Genomic DNA, 20,269 nt, shown 5'->3' on the forward strand with positions numbered 1-20,269 from the left:
ACCCTACCCAAATACAATTAATGATGCTTGTTACTGGCGATATCTTGACATTCATAATTTATAAATAAGGCAGAAGATAGAACAGAGAGAGTAAATTTGCGTTCATTAAACCCGCGCAGGCGGGTTTTGTTTGTATAGCTGCGGTTACCCTGCGGGAAGCCGCTCCGCGTCTACAACCGCCCCATCTTAAAGGATTCTTACAAGCTTACCGACAAAACTTGCACCGTTTCTCCGGCTGGAATCAAAGTTTGACCAACGGGTACGACCGCAAGACCCGTAGTTTGGGCTAAGTTAATTAAATTCCCCGAACTGTGACTACCACCCGCCAACTTGAATTCGTATTTCCCCTCAACTAATTGAAGCTGACCCCACAAATAGGATTCTCGACGCCCATCAGATTTGAGTTCGCTACGAGAGGTGGCGTGGATAAACCTGGGCTTCCATCGTTGCATTGGTAAACCAGAAAGCTTTTTCATCACAGGTTGCACAAATCGCCAACAACTGACTAACGCGGATACTGGATTTCCGGGTAGACCAAAATATAAGACTGGATGCGATGAGCCTTTTTTATTCCTCTGACTCGGAGGCGGAAACGTCGCCACGGTTAAGGGTTTACCAGGTTTAACCGCAACCGAACGGATGTGAATCTCCGCATCCAGTTGGGCTAAAATTTCATCTACATAGTCATAATCCCCCACAGAGACGCCACCTGTAGACAGAACAATATCGGCGGCTAGAATAGCTTGGGCAATAGCTTGCTTCAGGGCGTCCGGTTTATCGCGGACAATCCCTTGTACCTTAGGAATTCCGCCACAGAGAGTCACCCAAGCGGTTAAAGCGTATTGGTTAGAATCGACAATTTGACCCGGTTGCAAGGGTTGGTACGGCGTAACCAGTTCATTTCCGGTGGAGAGAATCGCGACTTTGGGACGGCGATAGACGGTGAGTTCCGTACATTGGGCGGCGGCGAGGACAGCAATTTCTGGCGCACCCAGTTGAATTCCTGATTCTAAGAGAGGGTCTCCAGCACGGTAAAATGATGCCTGATGACGCACAAAGCCTTGCGGTTTCGGTGCTTGTAAGATTAAAACCTGGTTATCCCGGTGCTGTGTATGTTCCTGCATTACCACCGTATCAGCACCCTGGGGCATACATCCACCTGTGAAGATACGCGCCGCTTGTCCGGCTGCAATGGTTTTTTGCGGTTGATAGCCGGCGGGAATCTCTTCAACTATGTTTAAACTGATTGGTTGCAGTTCACTCGCCGACTGCACATCCGTATAGCGTACTGCGTAACCATCCATGGCAGAATTATCCCAGTGGGGAAAATCCAATTGGCTGGTTACAGGAGTAGCCAGAATTCGACCTGTGGCGGTGGATAGGTCAATAATTTCGCTGTCTAACTGGGAGTCTAAGGGGTGGACGAGATCTAAGATAATGGATTCGGCTTGGTTAACGGGTAGCATGGGGCAAGAATTAGGAATAATGCGTTATTTAGCTTCTCCTATGAGTGTAAAGGCTGCCCAGTCTCTAGGATGAGGATGTTTTGCCATGGTCGTCAGCATGGCTGTGAGGATTTCATCTGCCGTAAGTAAACCGTTATCGTTATTAGAAGGAGCTAATGCGATCGCACTTCCTAATCCCCAGATTTCATCGAGTATGCCATGGGTGGCTAGGTGAATCATATCAAGTCCGGTAAATTGCCCATAATAGCAATGCTGTAACCGCAAGAGTTTCGGGCTTTTTTATTAAGGGTGATTTTCCGGACATCATATAATCCGGGCGTTTGCTATGTTCTCAACCAAGGTAATTTTTCAAATGACGGTTCAAGATGATCGTCGAGAAAACGAACTGATCACTCTATTTCAACTCCAGAAACCTGCCAAAGCAACTCGCAGCGGTACAGATGCTGTTCTTTATTTCAATGAACGCTATATCCCCTTTGAATTAAAATCAACGACAAGTTCTTCTGTAACAACTGTTCGTGATTTTGGGTTAACTCATATTCAAAAGTGGCAAGATAAACACTGGTTATTTGGTTTCTACAATAAGAATGGTACAGCATTAAACTATTGCCTTTACGGTTCTCCTCAAGCCATGGAAAAATGGATTAGCGAAAAAGAAGCTTACATATTAGCTGACTACAAACTCGCTCAGCTTGCACCTGAATTGCTGACCCTTAATGTGCTTTACGAAATTCTGGGTCAAAAACAGATTTATACACTAGAAGACGCTCGTCGTTTACAAAAGAAACAGTACACAATCCAGCAGTATCGTCACCAGATGGATTTATTTCAGGGCTATTCACCTGAACGAATGCTTTCTATCTTAAAGGATAGATGTCGGTATTTAATCGAGAGAGGTTCGACCTTAAATAATCCTCACATTCCGGCGTCTTATTTTCAAGGTTGGGAGCGGATTACCGAAAATCATGCTCAACGTTTGCGAGAATTGGTAGCGGAAGCGCTTCATGATAAAGCTTGAGCAATAGATACAGCCACTCTATATGCCATTGGTGGGGGAACAGCATTGCCAATTTGACCTAGGGCTTTATAAACAGCACCATCAAATGACCAGGATTCAGGAAAGCCTTGCAAAATGGCACAGTCAGGTACAGATAAACGAAAGTGACCATTATCGGGTACAAATAAACGTGCTTGTTCTCGATTTAAAGCGACTCCATTGGGCCAAATTTGTAGTTTTTCCCAAATCTTTTGCGCGGAAACACTACTTAATACTGATGTGGTATGACGTGGACCGGTGAGAGAACTGCGAATGGTAGGAGATAACGTATCAAATCCTATATCAGGTAGTCCTAAGGCTTCACGCACGCCCATACAAGGTTGTAACGTTTCAGACGGGTCGAGGAGCGAAAATAGATCTAGCTGAACATGAGGTTTAACTTTATCAGTAGGCAAATGATGCCAACTGTGGGTGGGGAGAGGGGATTGGTAATTTGACGCCATTTTTTCCTGACGAAATCCCACAAAAAATACACGCTTTCTCATTTGAGGAATTCCGAAGGATGGCGCTGAGAGGATCACTTGAATCAGCGTATAGTTCTGACGCAGGGGATGTTCAACAACCTCTTTAAGATATGAGCTGAATTTTTTGCCCACCAATGCTGTAACATTTTCCGCCACGAAAGCAATTGGCTCAATTTCTAATACAGCCCGGATGAATTCTGGAAACATATCCCGGCTGTCTTCTTTTCCTTGCTGACGACCAGCGACAGAAAACGGTTGACAGGGTGGACCGCCATGGATTATGTCAACTAAACCCCGATACTCTCGCCAGTCTACCTGGGTAACATCTCCTTGTTCCCCCCCAAACACAGTCCACTCTGGTCGAACGTTCCTCAAGGTAATACCAGATTCAGGTAAGATATCGTAAGAGGCAACATGGGTAAATCCAGCGCGATCAAAGCCTAGGTCTAAACCGCCACCACCACTGAACAAAGAGAGCGATCGCCAGCCGTTACTGGCTAATTGTGGCATCAGGTCGTCCGGATTGAGCCAAGGTACATTAATCGGATGAATCGGTCTTCGTCCCTCACCCCGGACAGCTTTGGCTTTGGCTCGACTCGACGCCTGAGAACGTTTCCTGTAAACCTCTCGTTCTTCGTCAGTGATGTCCCAGCCTTGATGCCAAGATGATGCTGCCATAAATGGGTCTCCAGATCAAAGGTTTCAGCTCCCAGAAGTTTATATCAAGTCCTGTTAATTGCCCATAATGTAAGGGGATATATCTAGTGTCTTTTGTGATAAAACTTAATGATTGGCAAAATTTGCCCGAGTTAGGGCTGGCTCTCGCGGGCTTGGTAGGGTAAAGTGCGATCGCCAATCACAGAGTCAGCGCCAAAACTCTCACCGGATTCGAGTACCCCCGCCGATACATGACGTTTTTGGCTGGGATTGTAACCCAGTAGCCGCACCCGACCTTGACAAACGAAGTAAAGGTCATTCGGATTCAGTTGAGATTGACCCGAATTCTGGGATTGGCTGGAGGCGCGATCGCTCAATAGATCATCACCGAGTTCAAATTGATACCATTCTAAACCTTGACAAAACTCCGATACCAAATCAGCATCAACGTCCCATTGGTTCAGGAACGAGTGGATCACAGCCAAGTTCTGAGTCTCAGTTGGTGATGCCTGATCGTGCAATTGCCCCCGATTTTTGAGTGTCTGATTCATTCCTAACTCCTCAGCCTGGGCATGTTCAAAAGCATCAGCCGCCACTCTACCAAATTAGGTAATGCTTTTCGAGTACCTTTAGGTCGTTGACAAAAACGAGGTTATATTTTATACCATTTGCCTATTGCCTATTGCCTATTGCCTGGCGCGTAGCGCTATAATTCCTGATTTTGAGTTCATGCGCCGTGATATTCTAAGACTTTGCCACCTGATCCCCAGAGTACGGCAAGTTTTTGATATTCCATGAGCCTTGACAAAAACGGCATGTTTTCATCTGACTTTCCCCAAGAAAATGGACAATCTGGTCACAGTAGTAGTAATGTGACGCTCACCGATGAGGCGGGGCGATCGCTCAGTTGTTCAATCGAGCATTCTCTTAATGTGGAAGGAATCGACTATTTACTCCTCCTCCCTATCGATTCCCCCGTCGAAATAGTCGCCTGGGATGAGGATGATCAGGCTGACGATCTCGCGGATGCTACCCTCGTAGAAGACGAGACAGAAATCGATGAAATCTTCTCCGATGCCCAAGCGGTTCTCGCTGAACAAAATCTCATCCTGAAACGCACCGCATTTACCCTAACCGTCGCGGGTGAACTTCCGCCAGCGGATGAGGAGGAGATTCTCAGTATTGAACTCGCCGAAGAAGATGTGGAACTCGAACCCGAACAATTGCAATTGTTGGCTAATTTTTACCATGAAGAACAAGAGTACGGAATTTACACGCCCCTTGATCCCCTACTCTTTTTCGCCAAGCATAACCCTAACGGTCAATTAGAACTCTTATCCCCCGAAGAATTTCAAAAAGTCCAACCGCTGCTAGAAGAGTTATTATTTGAAGATTTAGATTAAAAATGACGAATGACGTAGCTTGCTTCTCGCGCAAGCGAGTATGACAAATGACGAATGATAAATGACAAATGACAAATAAAACGATTCAACAATTCTCTAAATGGTCTTATTATCTTGCCTTACTCCCGGTAACCATGGTAATCGGTTTATGGCAGGGGTGGGCATGGTGGAGTTGGGTACAGTCTCCCCCTGTCGATCAATCCTTAGACGCATCAACCAATACCTTACAAATCCAGATTCCCACCGGAACAGCCGCCCAACAAATCGGTTTTGATTTATAAGAAGCGGGTTTAATTCGTTCAGCTAATGCGTGGAGACTCTGGGGTTATTGGTTAAAACTGCAAGATCCAGAGGGTGGATTTAAAGCTGGAACCTATAAACTATCCCCCAGTCAACCCTTACCCGACGTTGCCCAAAAAATTTGGACGGGTGAAGTGATGCAACTCTCGTTCACGATTCCCGAAGGATGGTCCCTCCAGCAAATGGCAACCTATTTTGAATCCCTGGGATATTTTAAAGCCCAAGACTTTCTGGCGGCGGCGAGTCAGATTCCTGACGATCAGTTTCCCTGGTTACCCAGTAACTTACCGCACCTAGAGGGCTACTTATATCCTGACACCTATCAACTACCGAGCGATCGCGTCACGCCCCAACAAATTATTAACCAAATGCTCAAACAATTTGAGCAGGTGGCTTTACCGGTGTATCAACAGGGACAACAGCAAACCCAACTCAGTTTACATGAGTGGGTAACGTTAGCCAGTATCGTAGAAAAAGAGGCAGTGGTGGCAGAGGAACGCCCCCTGATTGCGGGGGTATTTACCGCCCGTCTCCGCCGAGGAATGAAACTGGAATCTGATCCTACGGTTGAATATGGATTAGGCTTTCGCCAAACGGCAGATCAGCCCCTAACTTATGCCCAAGTGGGAACACCCTCTCCTTATAATACCTATCTCAATCCCGGATTACCGCCTACCCCCATTGGCAGTCCCCGAGTAGACAGTTTAAAAGCCACACTTAATCCTGAACAAACAGACTATCTCTTTTTTGTTGCCCGCTATGATGGCACTCATTTATTTAGTAAAACATTAGAAGCCCATGAAGCGGCAAGAGACGCCATTCGCAACCAACGGGAAGCACAGCAAATTCAACAACCTTAAGAATAGAGCTTACTGGGTAAATTTTTGAACCCGTTTTAACGGGTTTGAGCTTTAAGCCAGAACTTTAGTTCTAGGCTGCGATCGCGAAGACTGCTACGCTAGATGAAGCAGGAGCGCTGCTACAACCATTCGGTGGGAATAAAGTTATTGGCTGAGGACAAATCACGGCTTATGTCTTGGGTATCAAACTTAGAAAAGATGGCTTGGGTATCAAACTTGGAACCTGACTTAGTTCTGGAGGCTCCAATTGTGGGGTTAACCCGAGATATCCTGCAACACTATCAACTTAAAGGATTAGTGCTGGATGTAGACGAAACCTTGGTTCCTCTGAAAGCCTCCCAAGCCTCAGACGAACTTAGGGCGTGGGTTGAAGATATTCGATCAGTAGCGTCTCTGTGGCTAGTGAGTAATAATCTGAGTGAGACGCGCATTGGTGGGATTGCTAACTCCCTGAATCTGCCTTATCTCCACGGTGCGGTTAAACCATCCCGACGCAAATTAAAACAAGCCGCCGCCGCCATGAATTTGCCAGTCGAACAAATCGCTATGGTAGGCGATCGCTTGTTTACAGATGTCTTAGCTGGAAACCGACTCGGTATGTTTACCATTCTCGTCGAACCAATGATAGATCCCACTCAGACTGCCTATTCTTCTCCCATTCGCGATTTTGAAGTCTGGATCACTCAAATTCTTGGCGTATCACTGCCCAGCAAGCAACATAAGTTTACAAAAGATGATAAATCAAGACAAACTGAAATATAAAGAAAAGATTATGAAAAAGCAGGCAATCAGAAAATCATGAGATTATGATAATAGTTCAAATGGGGTCAGCCGCTATAAAGACCCTAACCATAATAAAACACCTGTTATAATTCCATCGCGAGCGCTATATCCCTTAGTTGAGGACGTAGCGCTCTATTGTGTTGAGAGGGGGAGCACCATTGTAGAGACGCGCCATGGCGCGTCTCTACATACATAAATGATGTGTCCTAACAGCCATGGCGGTTGCTATAGCTTGCTTCTCGCTAAAGCGAGTATGACGAATGACGAATGACGAATGACGAATGACTAAAACAATTGTTGTCAAAGTGGGTACATCGAGTTTAACTCATCCAGAAACGGGTCAGTTAGCGCTGTCAACGATTGCGATGCTAGTGGAAACGCTGACTCGGTTGCGTTCTTCTGGCTATGGTGTAGTCTTAGTCACCTCTGGCGCCGTGGGAGTTGGGTGTGGACGATTGGGATTAAAGACTCGTCCTCAAACCCTCGCCCTCAAGCAAGCTGTGGCGGCTGTAGGTCAGGGACGGTTAATGCGAGTCTATGATGATTTATTTTCCAGTCTTGAGCAAGCGATCGCGCAAATTTTGTTAAGCCGCCAAGACTTGGTACAGCGCAGTTGCTATGTTAATGCTTACGCGACATTTCGAGAACTATTGCAGCTTGGTGTCATTCCCGTAGTGAATGAAAATGATACCGTCGCTGTCGAGGAACTCAAGTTTGGCGATAACGATACCCTTTCTGCAATGGTGGCGAGTTTAATCGAAGCCGATTGGTTATTCTTATTAACCGATGTTGATCGACTCTATTCGGCTGATCCGCGTCAAGTTCCTGATGCTGAACCGATTACCCTGGTTAACCGGATGGAAGAGTTAGCCGAACTTCAGATACAAACTGGGAACGCAGGTTCTCAGTGGGGAACAGGGGGAATGGTAACCAAAATTACCGCCGCTAGAATTGCCACGAGTGCGGGAGTCAGAACCGTGATTACTCAAGGACGACACCCCGAAGCGATCGAAAAAATCTTACAGGGAGAACCATTAGGAACGCAATTTGCCCCCCAACCGCGAACCGAAAACGCCCGTAAGCGTTGGATTGCTCACAGTTTAGTTCCGGCGGGTAAGTTGTATTTAGATCAGGGTGCAGTGAAGGCAATTTGTCAAGGGGGTAAGTCTTTATTAGCCGCTGGAATTACTGCGATTGAGGGGAATTTTCACGCCTCAGATGCAGTACAACTCTGTGATAGTCATGGCGTAGAAATGGCTAGAGGATTGGTCAACTACAGCAGTTTGGAATTACAGAAAATTCGGGGACATAAATCAGCCGACATTCCCGAAATTTTGGGCTATGGTGGGGCGGAAACAGTTGTGCATCGAGATAACCTGGTTTTGAGTAATGTCTGAGATCACCGATTATAAAATGAGTTCGATGCTCACCCCACTAATCACCCTTTTATACCTTTTATACCTGTTGAATTGGGACAAATTAGCTATGAACCGACTATTTAATACTCAATTAATAGTTGCCTTAGCTGGAGCATCACTCTCTTTTCTGGCTGGAGTGGAGCCAGGGATTGCCCAGCCTGACCAATATTGCGATGATCCGGGTTCAATTCCAGCAGCACAGACAACCAGAAACTTAGAACTCGATAGGTTTGGCATAGAACTCACCATCCCCTCAAATTTCAGAGCCATACGCCTAAACAACGGCAACGTCATTTCTAAAAGCTGTGATTGTTCAGGAATGAGTGAAAGCCTAGTGTCATTACTTGAGCGCTCAAGTTTACTCCAACCAAGCCAAGCCTCAACTCCATAGCGCGATCGCGAACCAGATAGTCCCTGTTCTCTAATCTCAACCGTTAACTTTAATTGTGTCCCTAGACGTGTGAAATGTGGGATAAAATTATATTGATTGCCTAATTGGGTCGTTAATAAACAAACTGCCCCAACCCGGAGAAATGTGAAAATGTCTGCAAGAGAACAACTCATTCAGGAAATTGCTCAAGCTCCAGATTTTTTAGTTGAGGAAGTTTTAGATTTTTTGTTGTTTACTAAATCTCGTAAAAGTCAGCCCATATTTCCTGACAAGCAAAAACAACTCCGTCCATTTGCCCTTTGTGCAGGAGAGTTTACAGTCCCCCCAGAATTTAACGATCCATTGCCTGATGAGATTATTCGTGATTTTGAAGGCTAATTGTTCAACAAATGAAATTATTGTTAGATACTCACATTTTCCTCTGGTTCATCAGCGGTAGTCATCAGCTATCAGCAACCTTTCGTGATACCATTCAAAATCCTGACAATGATGTTTATCTGAGTGTTGTCTCGTTATGGGAGTGTATCATCAAGTATCAACTCGGCAAACTCTTACTCCCAGAGTCTCCTGAAATTTATTTGCCCAAGCAACGCGAACGACACCAGATTGATAGCCTTGCTGTTGATGAGGCAAGTGTGGTTCAGTTAATCAACTTACCCTCACTACACCGCGATCCATTTGACCGATTACTGATCTGTCAAGCTTTACAGCACAACTTGACAATCGTGACGGCTGATGCAGCAGTTATGGCTTATCAAATGGCTCAGTTTTTACGATAGCTGATCAAAAGAGCGATCGCGCAATGGTTGAGCAATTGCTTTCATACAGTGCAACTCGATCCAGGTGAATCTGAAGCGATCGCTTTAGCACTGGAAATCAATGCTGACTTGTTACTCATTGATGAGCGTCGTGGTAGAACAGAAGCGAACCGTCTGGGCATCCGGATTACTGGCTTGCTGGGAGTATTGGTGGAAGCCAAAAAGCGAGCGTTCATTCCTGCTGTTCGACCTTTACGAGGAAGTGCAATCTGCTTGACAATAGCTTTCATCTAAGCTTGCTCGGCTGCAATACTGTCCCAGATTGCTTGCACAAGACGAATTCTATCTTCAATGCTGAGGGCTGCTATTTCATTCAACGTAGCTGTGATGTCCATGCTGAGCAACTTAAATGGAAGAGTCGGCGGTATACCTCAAATATAGCGGACAGGGTTTTGCCCATGATGCGATAGCGCAAGCGCTGCTGCAAAGCAGATCGCTCTTTGGGTACTGGTAAAGGCGATCGTTGTTTTACCCGATCATCTCTACTGTATGCGGATGGTGGTGTTGCTAGTGAATAATGAGATGTTGGGTTTCCTTAGTCAACCCAACCTATGGCTGTCGCGGTTATTAGCTCTGTTCGGATTCGCCTTTGTCAGTTTCAGCAGTGTTTGCTTCTTTATGTTGGGCTATGAATGTTTCGGCATCTGTTTCGATGCCAACTAGTCGCATAACTCCTTCCAGCCGACCATACATACGCTGTCGCGTTTCTTTCAACTTCCATATATCTGTCTTATTGAGTTTCTTAACGTAGATGACTCCTAAACACACTGCTGCTGTTGTCCAAATTACTTCCTTAGGGTCTTCCCTCATGTACTCTTTATTATCCAATTTGCGCTTATCAAATTCCACCTTGTCTTTACCAAAGCAGAAAGCCTTCGTAACGCTATCCAACTTGTTAGACTGAGCAATGTATTCCTTTAGGCTCATCCCAACATTGGAAACGTCGTGAACAAACTCATTTCTGATTTGCGAGAGAGTGACAATGAATCTCCTATAATCATCCTCAAGCAGTGATAATGCTTTTACAAAAGCCATTTTGCCAGTGGTCTTGTTGCTCAGTTCAAGCCTTGAAATGAGGTTATGAAGCTCCTTTTGACCCAGAGCCGCTACAATTAGACCAGTGACAGCCGCCTCCATCAATGCATGGAGCTTAATAATGAATGACCAATCATCTTCACCCAAAAGTTCTGCGTAGAAGCCCTCTGGTAAACCAAGTTCCTTGACAAGTTCTTCGACAGCTTCAAAAGGCTCTGTTGGTCTATTGTTGTAGATGTCATTATTAGTCATAATCTTGCCTCTTTTTGTTGCAGTAGCAACTTTAATGCGCGGCACCCGGAGAACCGAGCGCAGCGACAGAACTATTTATTCACCCGCTACTTAGCAGTCTAATGTACAAAAAAACCGAATTCACACCGCCCTATTGCGGTCTATGAGTGTCCTTACTGTAATAAAGTACAGTAGCTCAAAGTCCCCCTTTTTAAGGGGGATTTAGGGGGATCGACAATGTACCGCATAGCAGAGCAAACTGCTGTATCTCTGAAGAAACCCTTCGCGCCTGCCAAATGGAAGACCCAAGTAAGGTGTTTTGAGTCTTAATTAACCCATCAGAACTAATGACATGAACCACTAGTAGAGTTAGCTAGAAAGAGTCGAGGAAAGCTTCCCAGTTAGTCTGTTCTTCTGCTAGTTCTGTATACTTGTCATCCGCATCATCAGCCTGTGACTCAGACCCGGCTTGGTATTCAGCTTCCAAATCCTTATCGGTTTTAGACTCATGAAATCTACGGTCTTCTTCATAGTGTGCCTGCATACGTTCCCAGGCTTCTCTACTAGCCTCTCCCAATAGTTGCCTTAACCGTTGATCTATAGGAAAACCTCTCTGTTTGATTAAGTCTTCAAATATTCCCAAGTGAAATATCTCGGCGTACCTGGGATGGGGATCATTTTTTATGAAATCAATAACAGATCTTTCCCAGAAGCTTTCTACCAATGGATCTAACACTTCAAGAGAATAACTCAGCGTTAGCATATCCAGCGCCTTCGCGTTCGTCATTGAAAAGTGAATAATTTGGTTTCTTAGTCTACCGAATTCACGGTACTGATTAAGCCGCTCAATCTTAATTCCTACGGACACTAATTCCTATAACTACTTCAACTTGCTTATGTAATCGGCTCAGACAGCAAACCAGACATTTCTAACACACGATCTGACCAAATTTTAGCTTGTTCGGCAACGTTCATCCGTTGTCCATCATCTGCCCAAATATTTGACCAGCCGAATTGCCAACGAGCCAGTTGTACTTGTAACTCAACTAAATCCGCAGCCTTTTCTATTCCAGCATCCATTGCTGTCCACTCGATGAAGAACTTGCTTTCTCTCATCAGATATTCGACAGTGTTACTACTAGCTCCACGCTGAACAAGAGATTTGATTCGAGCTAAGTTAGCAGCTAACCCACCTAAACGAGCTGACAAATCATCTTTTAGATACCGTTCGCGTAAAGCATTCCAGTCTTTCATACCCCTCCTAATAAGTTTTGAATAATTTGGGCAACCTGTTCCCGAATTTCAGGATTGAGAATTTCCATTGAACGATTATTTTGCCTCGGACGGATGTTGATCAGGGATTCGTATGTCACAGTTTGGGTATCTGGATACCAATCGGCTCCCCAGATATCTGCCTGCTGACTGCCATCTTCAAGCAATGCTGTTTCGCAATCTGCATGGAACTCTCCACCACCAGCGAGAATAGCACGCCGAATATCTACTGCCAACTTAATGTAAACACTCAGGGTTTCAAGCATTTCATCGATTTGCGCTTTCGTGGCACGAGTACGGATGATGTGAATCATGCAAAATCCTTCTGAGTAAGCAGATCCATAGTTTATCAGGGAATTAGTAAAGTACAATTTTCGTTACATCCTGCATCTGCCACCCTGTTTACCCATGCTTTGTGACTACCTAGTACAAATCCTCACCGCCCGCGTCTACGATGTTGCCCAAGAAACCCCGCTAGAATACGCCCCGAATCTATCCGCCCGCCTGAATAACCAACTCCTACTCAAACGGGAGGATATGCAATCCGTCTTTTCCTTTAAACTGCGCGGGGCATATAACAAAATGGTACAACTCCCCCCTGATATGCTGGCACAGGGCGTGATTGCAGCATCAGCGGGAAATCATGCCCAAGGCGTCGCCCTGGCTGCGCGTCAGCTAGGCACCCAAGCGATTATTGTGATGCCCGTCACCACGCCCCAAGTTAAAGTCAATGCGGTTAAAGCCCGTGGGGGAGAGGTGGTTTTGCAGGGAGAAACCTACGATGAAGCCTACGCCTTTGCCCGGAAACTGGAAGCCGAAAAAGGGTTAACCTTTATTCATCCCTTTGATGATCCGGATGTGATTGCCGGACAAGGTACGATTGGCATGGAAATTCTCCGCCAATATCAGCAACCTATCCATGCTATTTTTGTCGCCATTGGTGGCGGTGGATTAATTTCTGGGATTGGGGCGTATGTGAAACGGTTGTATCCCCAAATTAAAATAATTGGCGTTGAACCTGTAGATGCGGATGCTATGTATCAATCCCTAAAAGCTGGGAAACGGGTGCGATTACCCCAGGTGGGCTTATTTGCTGATGGGGTAGCGGTGCGAGAAGTGGGGGAAGAAACCTTTCGCCTGTGCTCCGAATATGTGGATGAGATTATTCTGGTGGATACCGATGCCACCTGCGCTGCAATTAAAGATGTCTTCGAGGATACACGCTCTATTTTAGAACCTGCTGGAGCATTAGCGATCGCAGCCGCTAAAACTTATGTTGAACGCGAGCAAATTCAGGGACAAACCTTAGTTGCTGTTGCCTGCGGTGCTAATATGAACTTTGACCGTCTCCGCTTTGTGGCAGAACGGGCTGAATTTGGCGAACGTCGCGAAGCTATTTTTGCTGTGACAATTCCCGAAAAACCGGGTAGTTTGCGTCAGTTTTGTGAATGTTTGGGTAAACGAAATCTAACTGAGTTTAATTATCGCATTTCTGCTGAAAATGAGGCACATATTTTTGTCGGTGTCCAAATTGCCAACCGCAGCGACGCCGCTAAGATGATAGAAGCGTTTGAAGGGTGTGGATTCAAAACCGTAGATTTAACCGATGATGAACTGACGAAAATGCACCTGCGGCACATGGTAGGTGGACATTCTCCCTTAGCGGATCATGAATTACTTTACCGCTTCGAGTTTCCTGAACGTCCGGGTGCTTTAATGAAGTTTGTCGGTTCTATGAGTCCTAATTGGAATATTAGCCTATTTCACTACCGGAATAATGGGGCAGATTATGGGCGCATTGTCGTGGGAATGCAGGTTCCGCCGCACGAGATGGAGGAATGGCAAGGGTTTCTGGATACCTTGGGTTATCGCTATTGGGATGAAAACCAGAATCCGGCGTATAAGCTGTTTTTGGGATAGTTATAGCGCTACGCGCCAGGGAATAGGCAATAGGCTTTCTTGCAATAGTGAAGACAAAAGCTTACCTTACAAGGAATTGAGCGATTTGAATTTTTCTTCATTTGTCCTAACCTTAGTGCGTAGTGCTATATGACTAGAGATGTGGGGTTGAGCGAAGTCGAAACCCAACCTACAGGGATAGGTGATTATACTGATTACCATAAATAATTAATTGGGCATCACATCGTCGAGTTTGAGTTGTAAGTTGGGCAGGAGGTAAGATGTAATTGTATCTCCCAAGCGATATTTTTGCTGCTGATACGCCCCCCTCATGAGTTGGCATACTGTAAAAGTGGGTTGTTTAGGGTTGCCAATGAATTGCCAACCGCCTAAGCCGCGAAAGTCTACAATCCAGAATTCGGGAATGCCTAGAACCGCATACTCTTCGACTTTTCTGGCATAGTCATCTTGCCAGTTGGTGCTAACAACTTCGGCAACAAGTTTGATGGTTTTGCCATTACAAATAATTGGCTCTTTTTGCCAAAGCGGTTCGTTGCTGAGTTCGGCTTTGTCTAAAACAATGACATCAGGGCGTAGTGCTGTCGCTTCAGCCGCGAGTGGTTTAATTAAACAACTTTTGGGAATTAGCCAGTTTAACTGATTACCAATAATTTCGGCATAGATTCTACCCGCAATAGTCCAAGCAACTTCTTCATGAGAACCTGTTGGTTCCATGTCTCGTAGTTCTCCATCAATAAGTTCGTACCTGGGATTATCTCCGTATTCTGCTATAAATTGATCGAATGTTATAAGTTTAGAGGGGGTGTAAGTCATGGCGTTTTTCAGGAGAGGCAGTTTTATTGTTTATTCTAGCTTGTAGAACTGGAAGCCTCATCTCTATGATTGTCTCATATCTAAATTCACCTTTTTTATTCACATCTTGCACCAGTAGCAACAATTAGCCAGGGATTCAAATTCCTGGCTCAAAGCTTGCATTCAGCTAAAGCTGACTGGATAAGAGTTTTAGTCCATTTTAATGGACTTTAGCTTTTAGCCCGGAGTTTGAACTCCGGGTTCCGGGCGGATGTCTAGATACTCTGAATCATCGCTTCTCTAAAATTGCTCGCATATTTGGAATAGCAGCTGCAACCATTTCAGGTTTCACAGATGTCTGTTGCCAACTTTCTCTCTGCTCAAGCTGCTGTGACCATGTTTTTAGGGATGGGTAATTGTCTAGAGATAAAGCAAATTGAGGCAAGGAGGGAACCAGTGTTCCAGCTACGATATCCGCTAGAGTAATTTGATTGTTCACAAAGTAAGACTGTCCAGCTAAAAGATTTTCATAAAATTTGATAATCGTCGTTATGCGTTGCCGAGCATTGTCAATTTTATCAGGCTTAACTTCTAGTCCAACTAATTGTTTCGTTAACGGAATCATCAGCGGTTGAAGTTCATTAATGGCTATCATTTCTACCATGCGAACCGTTGCGATCGCGTTAATTTCATTAGGCATCAATGATGGCGTTGGATACTTTGCCTCTAAATAGTCCAAAATGGCTAACGACTCAACGATCCGAAATCCGTTATCGATGACGACAGGAATTCGCTGAAGCGGGTTAATGGCGGTAAAATCATCACTCAGGTGATCTCCATCTAGATTTACCAAAATTGGCTCAAAGGGAATTTGTTTTTCCAGTAATGTCACCCAAACTCGGCGAGCATTAACAGAAATTTGATTATAGTAGAACTTTAGCATTAGAGGGAATTGTTTGAATTTTAAACAATCCTACCCTAGAATTATGGGATTTAACAGAGCTTCAATATGACTATTAGGTTTATTTTCCGGAGTCATGGTTCTTGTTCTTCAAATAAAGATGGCAGATTTCGGCGACCGCTCACTACCCGAATAATCTCAATTCCATCATCTAAAATTCTGTAGAAGATGATATAGCCATCCAGAGGTATACCTCGCAAATCAGGACGTATTTCTGTATAATTTATACCTAACTTAGGGAAATTGACTAATTGTTGGCAGCGACGCGCAAAATTTTGAAAAAAGCGCTCACCGGCTTCGATATTATTAGCAGTAAAGTAATCGGCAATTTCGTTGAGGTCTTGGCTGGCGAGAACGTTGATAAGATAGCGTTTCATGTTTGAGTCTCGCGTGCTTGCTGGAAGCGATCCAAAATCTCTGCGATAAAGGGTTCGCCATCAATGGGTGGAGTCTGTTCGGAGACAGCAATAGCAGCATCTATTTTTGACCGTACAGAGTTGAGCCACTCGTTGTCAGCACGCTCATATTCATCTAACAACTGCAAGGCGATTTCGAGGACTTCTTCAGCCGAGCGATATTTGCCTGTTCGCAATTTGGTTTGAATAAATTGCTCTTGGGTCTTTGTTAGACTAATACTCATCGTAGTCAGCCAGAAAGTTTGCTCTAATTCTAGCAATCTCACTTGTCAGATGTCATTCATATAGAGGTAGCCATCTAGCGGCGTTCCTCAATGATTGTCTCAGAAATAGGTTTACCCTGCACCTGAATCAGACGCCGTTCAGGTTGCTGATTATCAGAAGCGTGTTTAACTTGTTTAACTAAACCAGAGGTTAACAGCGCTTGGTGAAATTTTGTACGTTGAGCAGCTACTTCTTTGTCAGTAAGATGTTTTTGGATAGCCAGATTAAGTTGCTGTAGTTCCTCTGACTCAAGCATCTCTAACTGATTGAGGATTTGATTCAAGATTGTTTGTGGCATAGCCTTCTACTTTTTCGTCATCGAGTTTGTCTCCTATTTTACGACGGATATTCAAAAAGTATGAGAATTAATTTGGATCTGGTTGGGCGCGATCGCACAAGCATGAAGGAATGGCAATCCCTTCTGTATACTGTAGGTTATCGCCATATAAGATGTTGGGTTTCGGCGCGTCAACCCAATCTACAAGCATTACACCGTGGGACTTTAGCTTAATTCATAAGACTTGATTATCACCCGAAGTACGGGAGAACCGTTTCCAGCTTCATACAAGGTGGGCTAATCCTTGGTAATCCCCAGAATGATGGTGCGTTGAGGTAATCATTGATACCGAAAACGATTTGACTGAAATGGCTAGAAAAAGGGTGCTATCAGTTTTTTCGTAGTGAGAAGCTAGATCGGCTTCACTGGATGAAGATGAACGCGATCGCACGTTTATTATTGTAGGTTGGGTTGAGGTTGCTTAAACCAACACATCTAGTTATAGTATTAGAGCTACGTCTGATTGACTACTGAATACATATTTATAGTATTATGTCAACTCCGTTTTCCACTGACTGATACTATAGGATATCGCTATGGGGATCAAAAGCAACATCTGGCATAAACGCTATTTTGGTGCTAATGGGATGAGCCGCGAAGCGATCGCGTAGTTATTGACTGACAAACAACTGATCCGCTAATTTTAGATTTATTTGAACAACTAAGGTCATAAAAGGTTACAATCAAGCTTGTGTAATTCAAGCCTATATTTACCCGCTTTACCTGGCATATTGTGTGTGGCAGGTAGTTGATTAAATGTAGGTTTTTCAATTAAATTAGAAGTTTCGTGCAATCAAACACAGTTCTCAAGCAGGCAACGATTACAGCCTCATCCACTCCTAAAGAAGAGTTACCCTTTACTCTCCAAGACTTAAAAGCGGCAATTCCCGCCTACTGTTTTGAACCTTCTGTTTGGAAGTCTCTCAGTTATTTCTTTCTAGACATTGGCATAATCGCTGGATTTTATGCCATCGCCTATAAACTGGATTCCTGGTTATTTTTCCCCATCTTTTGGGTACTGCAAGGAACTATGTTTTGGGCGTTGTTTGTGGTGGGTCATGACTGCGGTCATGGCTCTTTCTCTAAGATTAAATGGCTGAATAACCTGATTGGACATCTGTCTCACACTCCCATCCTGGTTCCCTTCCACGGGTGGCGCATCAGTCACAGAACTCATCATGCCAATACGGGTAGCCTGGAAACCGATGAAAGTTGGTATCCGGTATCTCAGACTAAGTATAAGCAGATGCGGTGGTATGAAAAGCTATTTCGCTATAATTTACCATTGCTAGCTTATCCCCTCTATCTATTTAAGCGATCGCCTAATCGCGAGGGTTCCCATTTTCTGCCCAATAGTCCATTATTTCGTCCCTCGGAAAAATGGGATATTGTCACCAGTTCCGTTCTCTGGGTGTTAATGGTTGCCTTTTTAGGGGGACTGACGTTTCAGTTCGGTTGGCTATTTCTGGTGAAGTATTACCTGGTTCCTTATGTTGTATTTGTCATGTGGCTAGATTTGGTCACATTCCTGCATCATACTGAACCAGATATTCCCTGGTATCGGGGAGATGATTGGTATTTCCTGAAAGGGGCATTATCAACGATTGATCGGGATTATGGCTTTATTAATCCCATTCATCATGATATCGGGACTCATGTGGCGCATCATATTTTCTTGAATATGCCCCACTATCACTTGAAGACGGCAACTGAGGCACTTAAACCCGTGTTAGGCGAGTATTATCGCTGTTCCAATGAGCCGATTTGGAAGAGTTTTATGCGTTCTTACTGGGCTTGTCATTTCGTGAAGGATCAAGGATCTCCCGTTTACTATGAATCTCCCAAACATCCGCGATCAAACTAAAGTATAGAACGCGGATTTACTACATTAGAACTGTAGAGACATTCCCAGGAATGTCTCTATGGCTATTATGCTTATTTTCCGGAGTCATGTTTGAGTCTCGCGTGCTTGCTGGAAGCGATCCAAAATCTCTGCGATAAAGGGTTCGCCATCAATGGGTGGAGTCTGTTCGGAGACAGCAATAGCAGCATCGATTTTTGCCCGTACAGAGTTGTTCCACTCGCTGTCAGCACGCTCATATTCATCCAACAACTGCAAGGCAATTTCGAGAACTTCTTCAGCCGAGCGATATTTGCCTGTTCGCAATTTGGTTTGAATAAATTGCTCTTGGGTCTTTGTTAGAGTAATACTCATCATACTCAGTCAGAAAGTTTGCTCTAATTCTAGCAATCTCACTCGCCAGATGTCATAGCAAGTTAGCTATCTAGCGACATTCCTACATGATTGTATGCAACGTCTTTACAATGTCGTATTCATTGGATATCTCTGTTTATGAATCTTCCTTTAACCGTTCCAAGAATACCTGATAATTCTGAGACTGAGAACCAAATACGTAATCCGGTGATGTAATCGTCATATCACTTCCCCCCGCTTTTCTCAGATGATTAACCGCCGCTAATAACATATTTTGCTCAACCACAATCGTTACGGCATACCAATCTTTGTCTTCCTTAGAATAAACTTTGGCAATTGTCGGTCCTCTCAAACCAGTTAAACCGCTCAATTCGCTATGATTGACCAAATAGTTGCCAACTTCATCGGCTGATTTGCCGCGAACATTTGCTGTGATTGAGACATATTTTTTGGCATTCAGATTTGCCTCAATTAATTCCAAGATCGTTTTAGTTGTATCCAGTTTCGTGGGATCGTCTTGGAGGAGGCGTTTATTGCCAATTAGACAGGCTTGGGACTTCAAAAGTGTCCCACCAGTAATCCGCTTCAAGCGGTTTTCTCGGAGGGTGGTTCCCGTACTGGTGACATCAGCAATCATGTCGGCATAACCCATACTGGGTGCGGCTTCCATGGCGCCTTGGACGGAAACGAGGGAAAAGTTTACAATTAGCTTTTCGTATAACCAATCTCTGGTTAGATTGGGATATTTTGTAGCAATTCTGAGGTTTTTTCCTTTTTCTTTAAATAGAAGGGTAAGTTCGGCTAAATCTTCAATCGAGGAGACATCTACCCAACTTTCGGGAACAGCTAATACCAGTTCGCATTTACCGTAACCCAAACGGTCATGAATAACCACGACATTATCATGACCCACGCCTTCTTCACAGACGACATCATAGCCTGTAATTCCTAGGTCAACGCTACCTTCTTCAACTTTGGTGAAAATATCAGCCGCCCGTTGGAAAAGTACATTAATTTGAGGGAGTGAGGGAATCGAGCCGAAATATTGGCGATCGCTGGGTCTAAAGACGCTCATCCCACAGGCTGACAGGAGGCTGCTTGTCGAGCGTTCCAGCGCTCCTTTACTGGGGAGAGCGAGGCGAACGGGTGATTGGTGATTTGTCATTGGTGATTTGTCATTGGTCATTCGTCATTGGTCATTTGTTATTT

General features: G+C 44.6%; 25 protein-coding genes and 3 pseudogenes. 11 read left to right on the forward strand and 17 right to left on the reverse strand.

All coding sequences use genetic code 11. The features are described 5' to 3' along the window. Window positions 1-197 precede the first annotated feature (197 nt). Window positions 198-1,466: a molybdopterin molybdotransferase MoeA gene (locus tag MC7420_RS27845; RefSeq protein ID WP_006104754.1), complete on the reverse strand. Its 1,269-nt coding sequence runs from the start codon at window positions 1,464-1,466 to the stop codon at window positions 198-200. A gap of 24 nt (window positions 1,467-1,490) precedes the next feature. Then, window positions 1,491-1,685: pseudogene (locus MC7420_RS27850) on the reverse strand (hypothetical protein); the annotation flags it as partial. 133 nt (window positions 1,686-1,818) lie between these two features. Between MC7420_RS27850 and MC7420_RS27855 the strand changes: the two are divergent. Next, complete coding sequence (locus MC7420_RS27855; protein WP_044210209.1) at window positions 1,819-2,484, forward strand: hypothetical protein; 666 nt, start codon at window positions 1,819-1,821, stop codon at window positions 2,482-2,484. Here MC7420_RS27855 and MC7420_RS27860 read toward each other — a convergent pair. Then, on the reverse strand, window positions 2,469-3,665 hold the full coding sequence (locus MC7420_RS27860) for a DNA cytosine methyltransferase (RefSeq protein WP_006104741.1): 1,197 nt from the start codon (window positions 3,663-3,665) through the stop codon (window positions 2,469-2,471). The two genes, MC7420_RS27855 and MC7420_RS27860, sit on opposite strands and share 16 nt — an antisense overlap. Window positions 3,666-3,796: 131 nt before the next feature. Beyond that, window positions 3,797-4,195, reverse strand: a complete 399-nt coding sequence (locus tag MC7420_RS27865; RefSeq protein WP_157453359.1) for a hypothetical protein — start codon at window positions 4,193-4,195, stop codon at window positions 3,797-3,799. A 264-nt stretch (window positions 4,196-4,459) separates the two neighbouring features. Between MC7420_RS27865 and MC7420_RS27870 the strand changes: the two genes are divergently transcribed. The 8 genes and pseudogenes from MC7420_RS27870 to MC7420_RS27905 all read left to right on the forward strand — a co-directional run bounded on the left by MC7420_RS27870 (window position 4,460) and on the right by MC7420_RS27905 (window position 9,851). After that, entirely contained in the window at window positions 4,460-5,047 is a 588-nt protein-coding gene (locus MC7420_RS27870) for a DUF3727 domain-containing protein (RefSeq protein WP_006104710.1), read from the forward strand. A 68-nt stretch (window positions 5,048-5,115) separates the two neighbouring features. Next, window positions 5,116-6,207: pseudogene (mltG, locus tag MC7420_RS27875) on the forward strand (endolytic transglycosylase MltG). A gap of 198 nt (window positions 6,208-6,405) precedes the next feature. Beyond that, window positions 6,406-6,969 carry a YqeG family HAD IIIA-type phosphatase gene (locus tag MC7420_RS27880; RefSeq protein WP_006104792.1) on the forward strand — a complete coding sequence of 188 codons (564 nt, stop codon included), beginning with the start codon at window positions 6,406-6,408 and terminating at the stop codon, window positions 6,967-6,969. Window positions 6,970-7,271: 302 nt separating this feature from the next. After that, window positions 7,272-8,387: a glutamate 5-kinase gene (gene proB / locus MC7420_RS27885; protein WP_006104701.1), complete on the forward strand. Its 1,116-nt coding sequence runs from the start codon at window positions 7,272-7,274 to the stop codon at window positions 8,385-8,387. A gap of 88 nt (window positions 8,388-8,475) precedes the next feature. Then, window positions 8,476-8,799: a hypothetical protein gene (locus MC7420_RS27890; RefSeq protein WP_157453360.1), complete on the forward strand. Its 324-nt coding sequence runs from the start codon at window positions 8,476-8,478 to the stop codon at window positions 8,797-8,799. A gap of 150 nt (window positions 8,800-8,949) precedes the next feature. Then, window positions 8,950-9,177, forward strand: a complete 228-nt coding sequence (locus MC7420_RS42960) for a hypothetical protein (RefSeq protein ID WP_006104774.1) — start codon at window positions 8,950-8,952, stop codon at window positions 9,175-9,177. An 11-nt stretch (window positions 9,178-9,188) separates the two neighbouring features. Beyond that, a complete protein-coding gene (locus MC7420_RS27900) occupies window positions 9,189-9,578 on the forward strand; it encodes a type II toxin-antitoxin system VapC family toxin (protein WP_006104721.1) in 390 nt (129 codons plus the stop codon). 48 nt (window positions 9,579-9,626) lie between these two features. Next, entirely contained in the window at window positions 9,627-9,851 is a 225-nt protein-coding gene (locus MC7420_RS27905; RefSeq protein ID WP_052307563.1) for a hypothetical protein, read from the forward strand. Here the strand turns inward: MC7420_RS27905 and MC7420_RS37405 are convergent. The 5 genes and pseudogenes from MC7420_RS37405 to MC7420_RS27930 all read right to left on the reverse strand — a co-directional run. Continuing rightward, window positions 9,851-9,952: pseudogene (locus MC7420_RS37405) on the reverse strand (addiction module protein); the annotation flags it as partial. The gene MC7420_RS27905 and the pseudogene MC7420_RS37405 sit on opposite strands and share 1 nt — an antisense overlap. 232 nt (window positions 9,953-10,184) lie before the next feature. After that, on the reverse strand, window positions 10,185-10,904 hold the full coding sequence (locus MC7420_RS27915) for a hypothetical protein (protein WP_006104759.1): 720 nt from the start codon (window positions 10,902-10,904) through the stop codon (window positions 10,185-10,187). A gap of 352 nt (window positions 10,905-11,256) precedes the next feature. Then, complete coding sequence (locus MC7420_RS27920) at window positions 11,257-11,670, reverse strand: hypothetical protein (protein ID WP_052307564.1); 414 nt, start codon at window positions 11,668-11,670, stop codon at window positions 11,257-11,259. A 107-nt stretch (window positions 11,671-11,777) separates the two neighbouring features. Continuing rightward, entirely contained in the window at window positions 11,778-12,137 is a 360-nt protein-coding gene (locus tag MC7420_RS27925; protein ID WP_006104700.1) for a hypothetical protein, read from the reverse strand. Next, entirely contained in the window at window positions 12,134-12,469 is a 336-nt protein-coding gene (locus tag MC7420_RS27930; RefSeq protein WP_044210172.1) for a DUF5674 family protein, read from the reverse strand. Before MC7420_RS27930 ends, MC7420_RS27925 begins: the two co-directional genes overlap by 4 nt. 94 nt (window positions 12,470-12,563) lie before the next feature. Between MC7420_RS27930 and ilvA the strand changes: the two genes are divergently transcribed. Continuing rightward, window positions 12,564-14,075, forward strand: coding sequence for a threonine ammonia-lyase, biosynthetic (ilvA, locus tag MC7420_RS27935; RefSeq protein WP_006104709.1), 1,512 nt, complete (start codon window positions 12,564-12,566; stop codon window positions 14,073-14,075). A gap of 207 nt (window positions 14,076-14,282) precedes the next feature. Here ilvA and MC7420_RS27940 read toward each other — a convergent pair whose 3' ends face one another. The 6 genes from MC7420_RS27940 to MC7420_RS43550 form a co-directional block, all read right to left on the reverse strand. Then, window positions 14,283-14,888, reverse strand: a complete 606-nt coding sequence (locus tag MC7420_RS27940; protein ID WP_044210174.1) for a Uma2 family endonuclease — start codon at window positions 14,886-14,888, stop codon at window positions 14,283-14,285. A 268-nt stretch (window positions 14,889-15,156) separates the two neighbouring features. Continuing rightward, window positions 15,157-15,810 (reverse strand): glutathione S-transferase family protein, encoded by a 654-nt coding sequence (locus MC7420_RS27945; RefSeq protein WP_006104669.1) that lies wholly within the window; start codon window positions 15,808-15,810, stop codon window positions 15,157-15,159. 92 nt (window positions 15,811-15,902) lie between these two features. Further along, a complete protein-coding gene (locus tag MC7420_RS27950; RefSeq protein ID WP_006104799.1) occupies window positions 15,903-16,205 on the reverse strand; it encodes a type II toxin-antitoxin system RelE/ParE family toxin in 303 nt (100 codons plus the stop codon). Beyond that, window positions 16,202-16,468 (reverse strand): ribbon-helix-helix domain-containing protein, encoded by a 267-nt coding sequence (locus tag MC7420_RS27955; RefSeq protein ID WP_044210217.1) that lies wholly within the window; start codon window positions 16,466-16,468, stop codon window positions 16,202-16,204. The genes MC7420_RS27950 and MC7420_RS27955 overlap by 4 nt, the downstream gene beginning before the upstream one ends. Before the next feature lie 74 nt (window positions 16,469-16,542). Further along, window positions 16,543-16,806 (reverse strand): hypothetical protein, encoded by a 264-nt coding sequence (locus MC7420_RS27960; protein WP_006104693.1) that lies wholly within the window; start codon window positions 16,804-16,806, stop codon window positions 16,543-16,545. A 67-nt stretch (window positions 16,807-16,873) separates the two neighbouring features. After that, window positions 16,874-16,996: a hypothetical protein gene (locus MC7420_RS43550; RefSeq protein ID WP_006104777.1), complete on the reverse strand. Its 123-nt coding sequence runs from the start codon at window positions 16,994-16,996 to the stop codon at window positions 16,874-16,876. 636 nt (window positions 16,997-17,632) lie between these two features. Between MC7420_RS43550 and MC7420_RS27965 the strand changes: the two genes are divergently transcribed. Continuing rightward, window positions 17,633-18,709, forward strand: coding sequence for a DUF3474 domain-containing protein (locus tag MC7420_RS27965; RefSeq protein WP_006104767.1), 1,077 nt, complete (start codon window positions 17,633-17,635; stop codon window positions 18,707-18,709). Between the two features lie 84 nt (window positions 18,710-18,793). Here MC7420_RS27965 and MC7420_RS27970 read toward each other — a convergent pair whose 3' ends face one another. Together MC7420_RS27970 and hisG are read right to left on the reverse strand one after the other, a co-directional pair. Beyond that, the gene (locus MC7420_RS27970; protein WP_044210177.1) at window positions 18,794-19,060 is read right to left on the reverse strand and encodes a ribbon-helix-helix domain-containing protein; all 267 of its coding nucleotides are present in this window, start codon (window positions 19,058-19,060) and stop codon (window positions 18,794-18,796) included. Window positions 19,061-19,196: 136 nt separating this feature from the next. Next, a complete protein-coding gene (gene hisG, locus MC7420_RS27975) occupies window positions 19,197-20,246 on the reverse strand; it encodes an ATP phosphoribosyltransferase (RefSeq protein WP_232231802.1) in 1,050 nt (349 codons plus the stop codon). Between the last annotated feature and the right edge of the window lie 23 nt (window positions 20,247-20,269).

It is taken from the genome of Coleofasciculus chthonoplastes PCC 7420, assembly GCF_000155555.1.
In the GTDB taxonomy this organism is placed as follows: Bacteria; Cyanobacteriota; Cyanobacteriia; order Cyanobacteriales; family Coleofasciculaceae; genus Coleofasciculus; species Coleofasciculus chthonoplastes_A.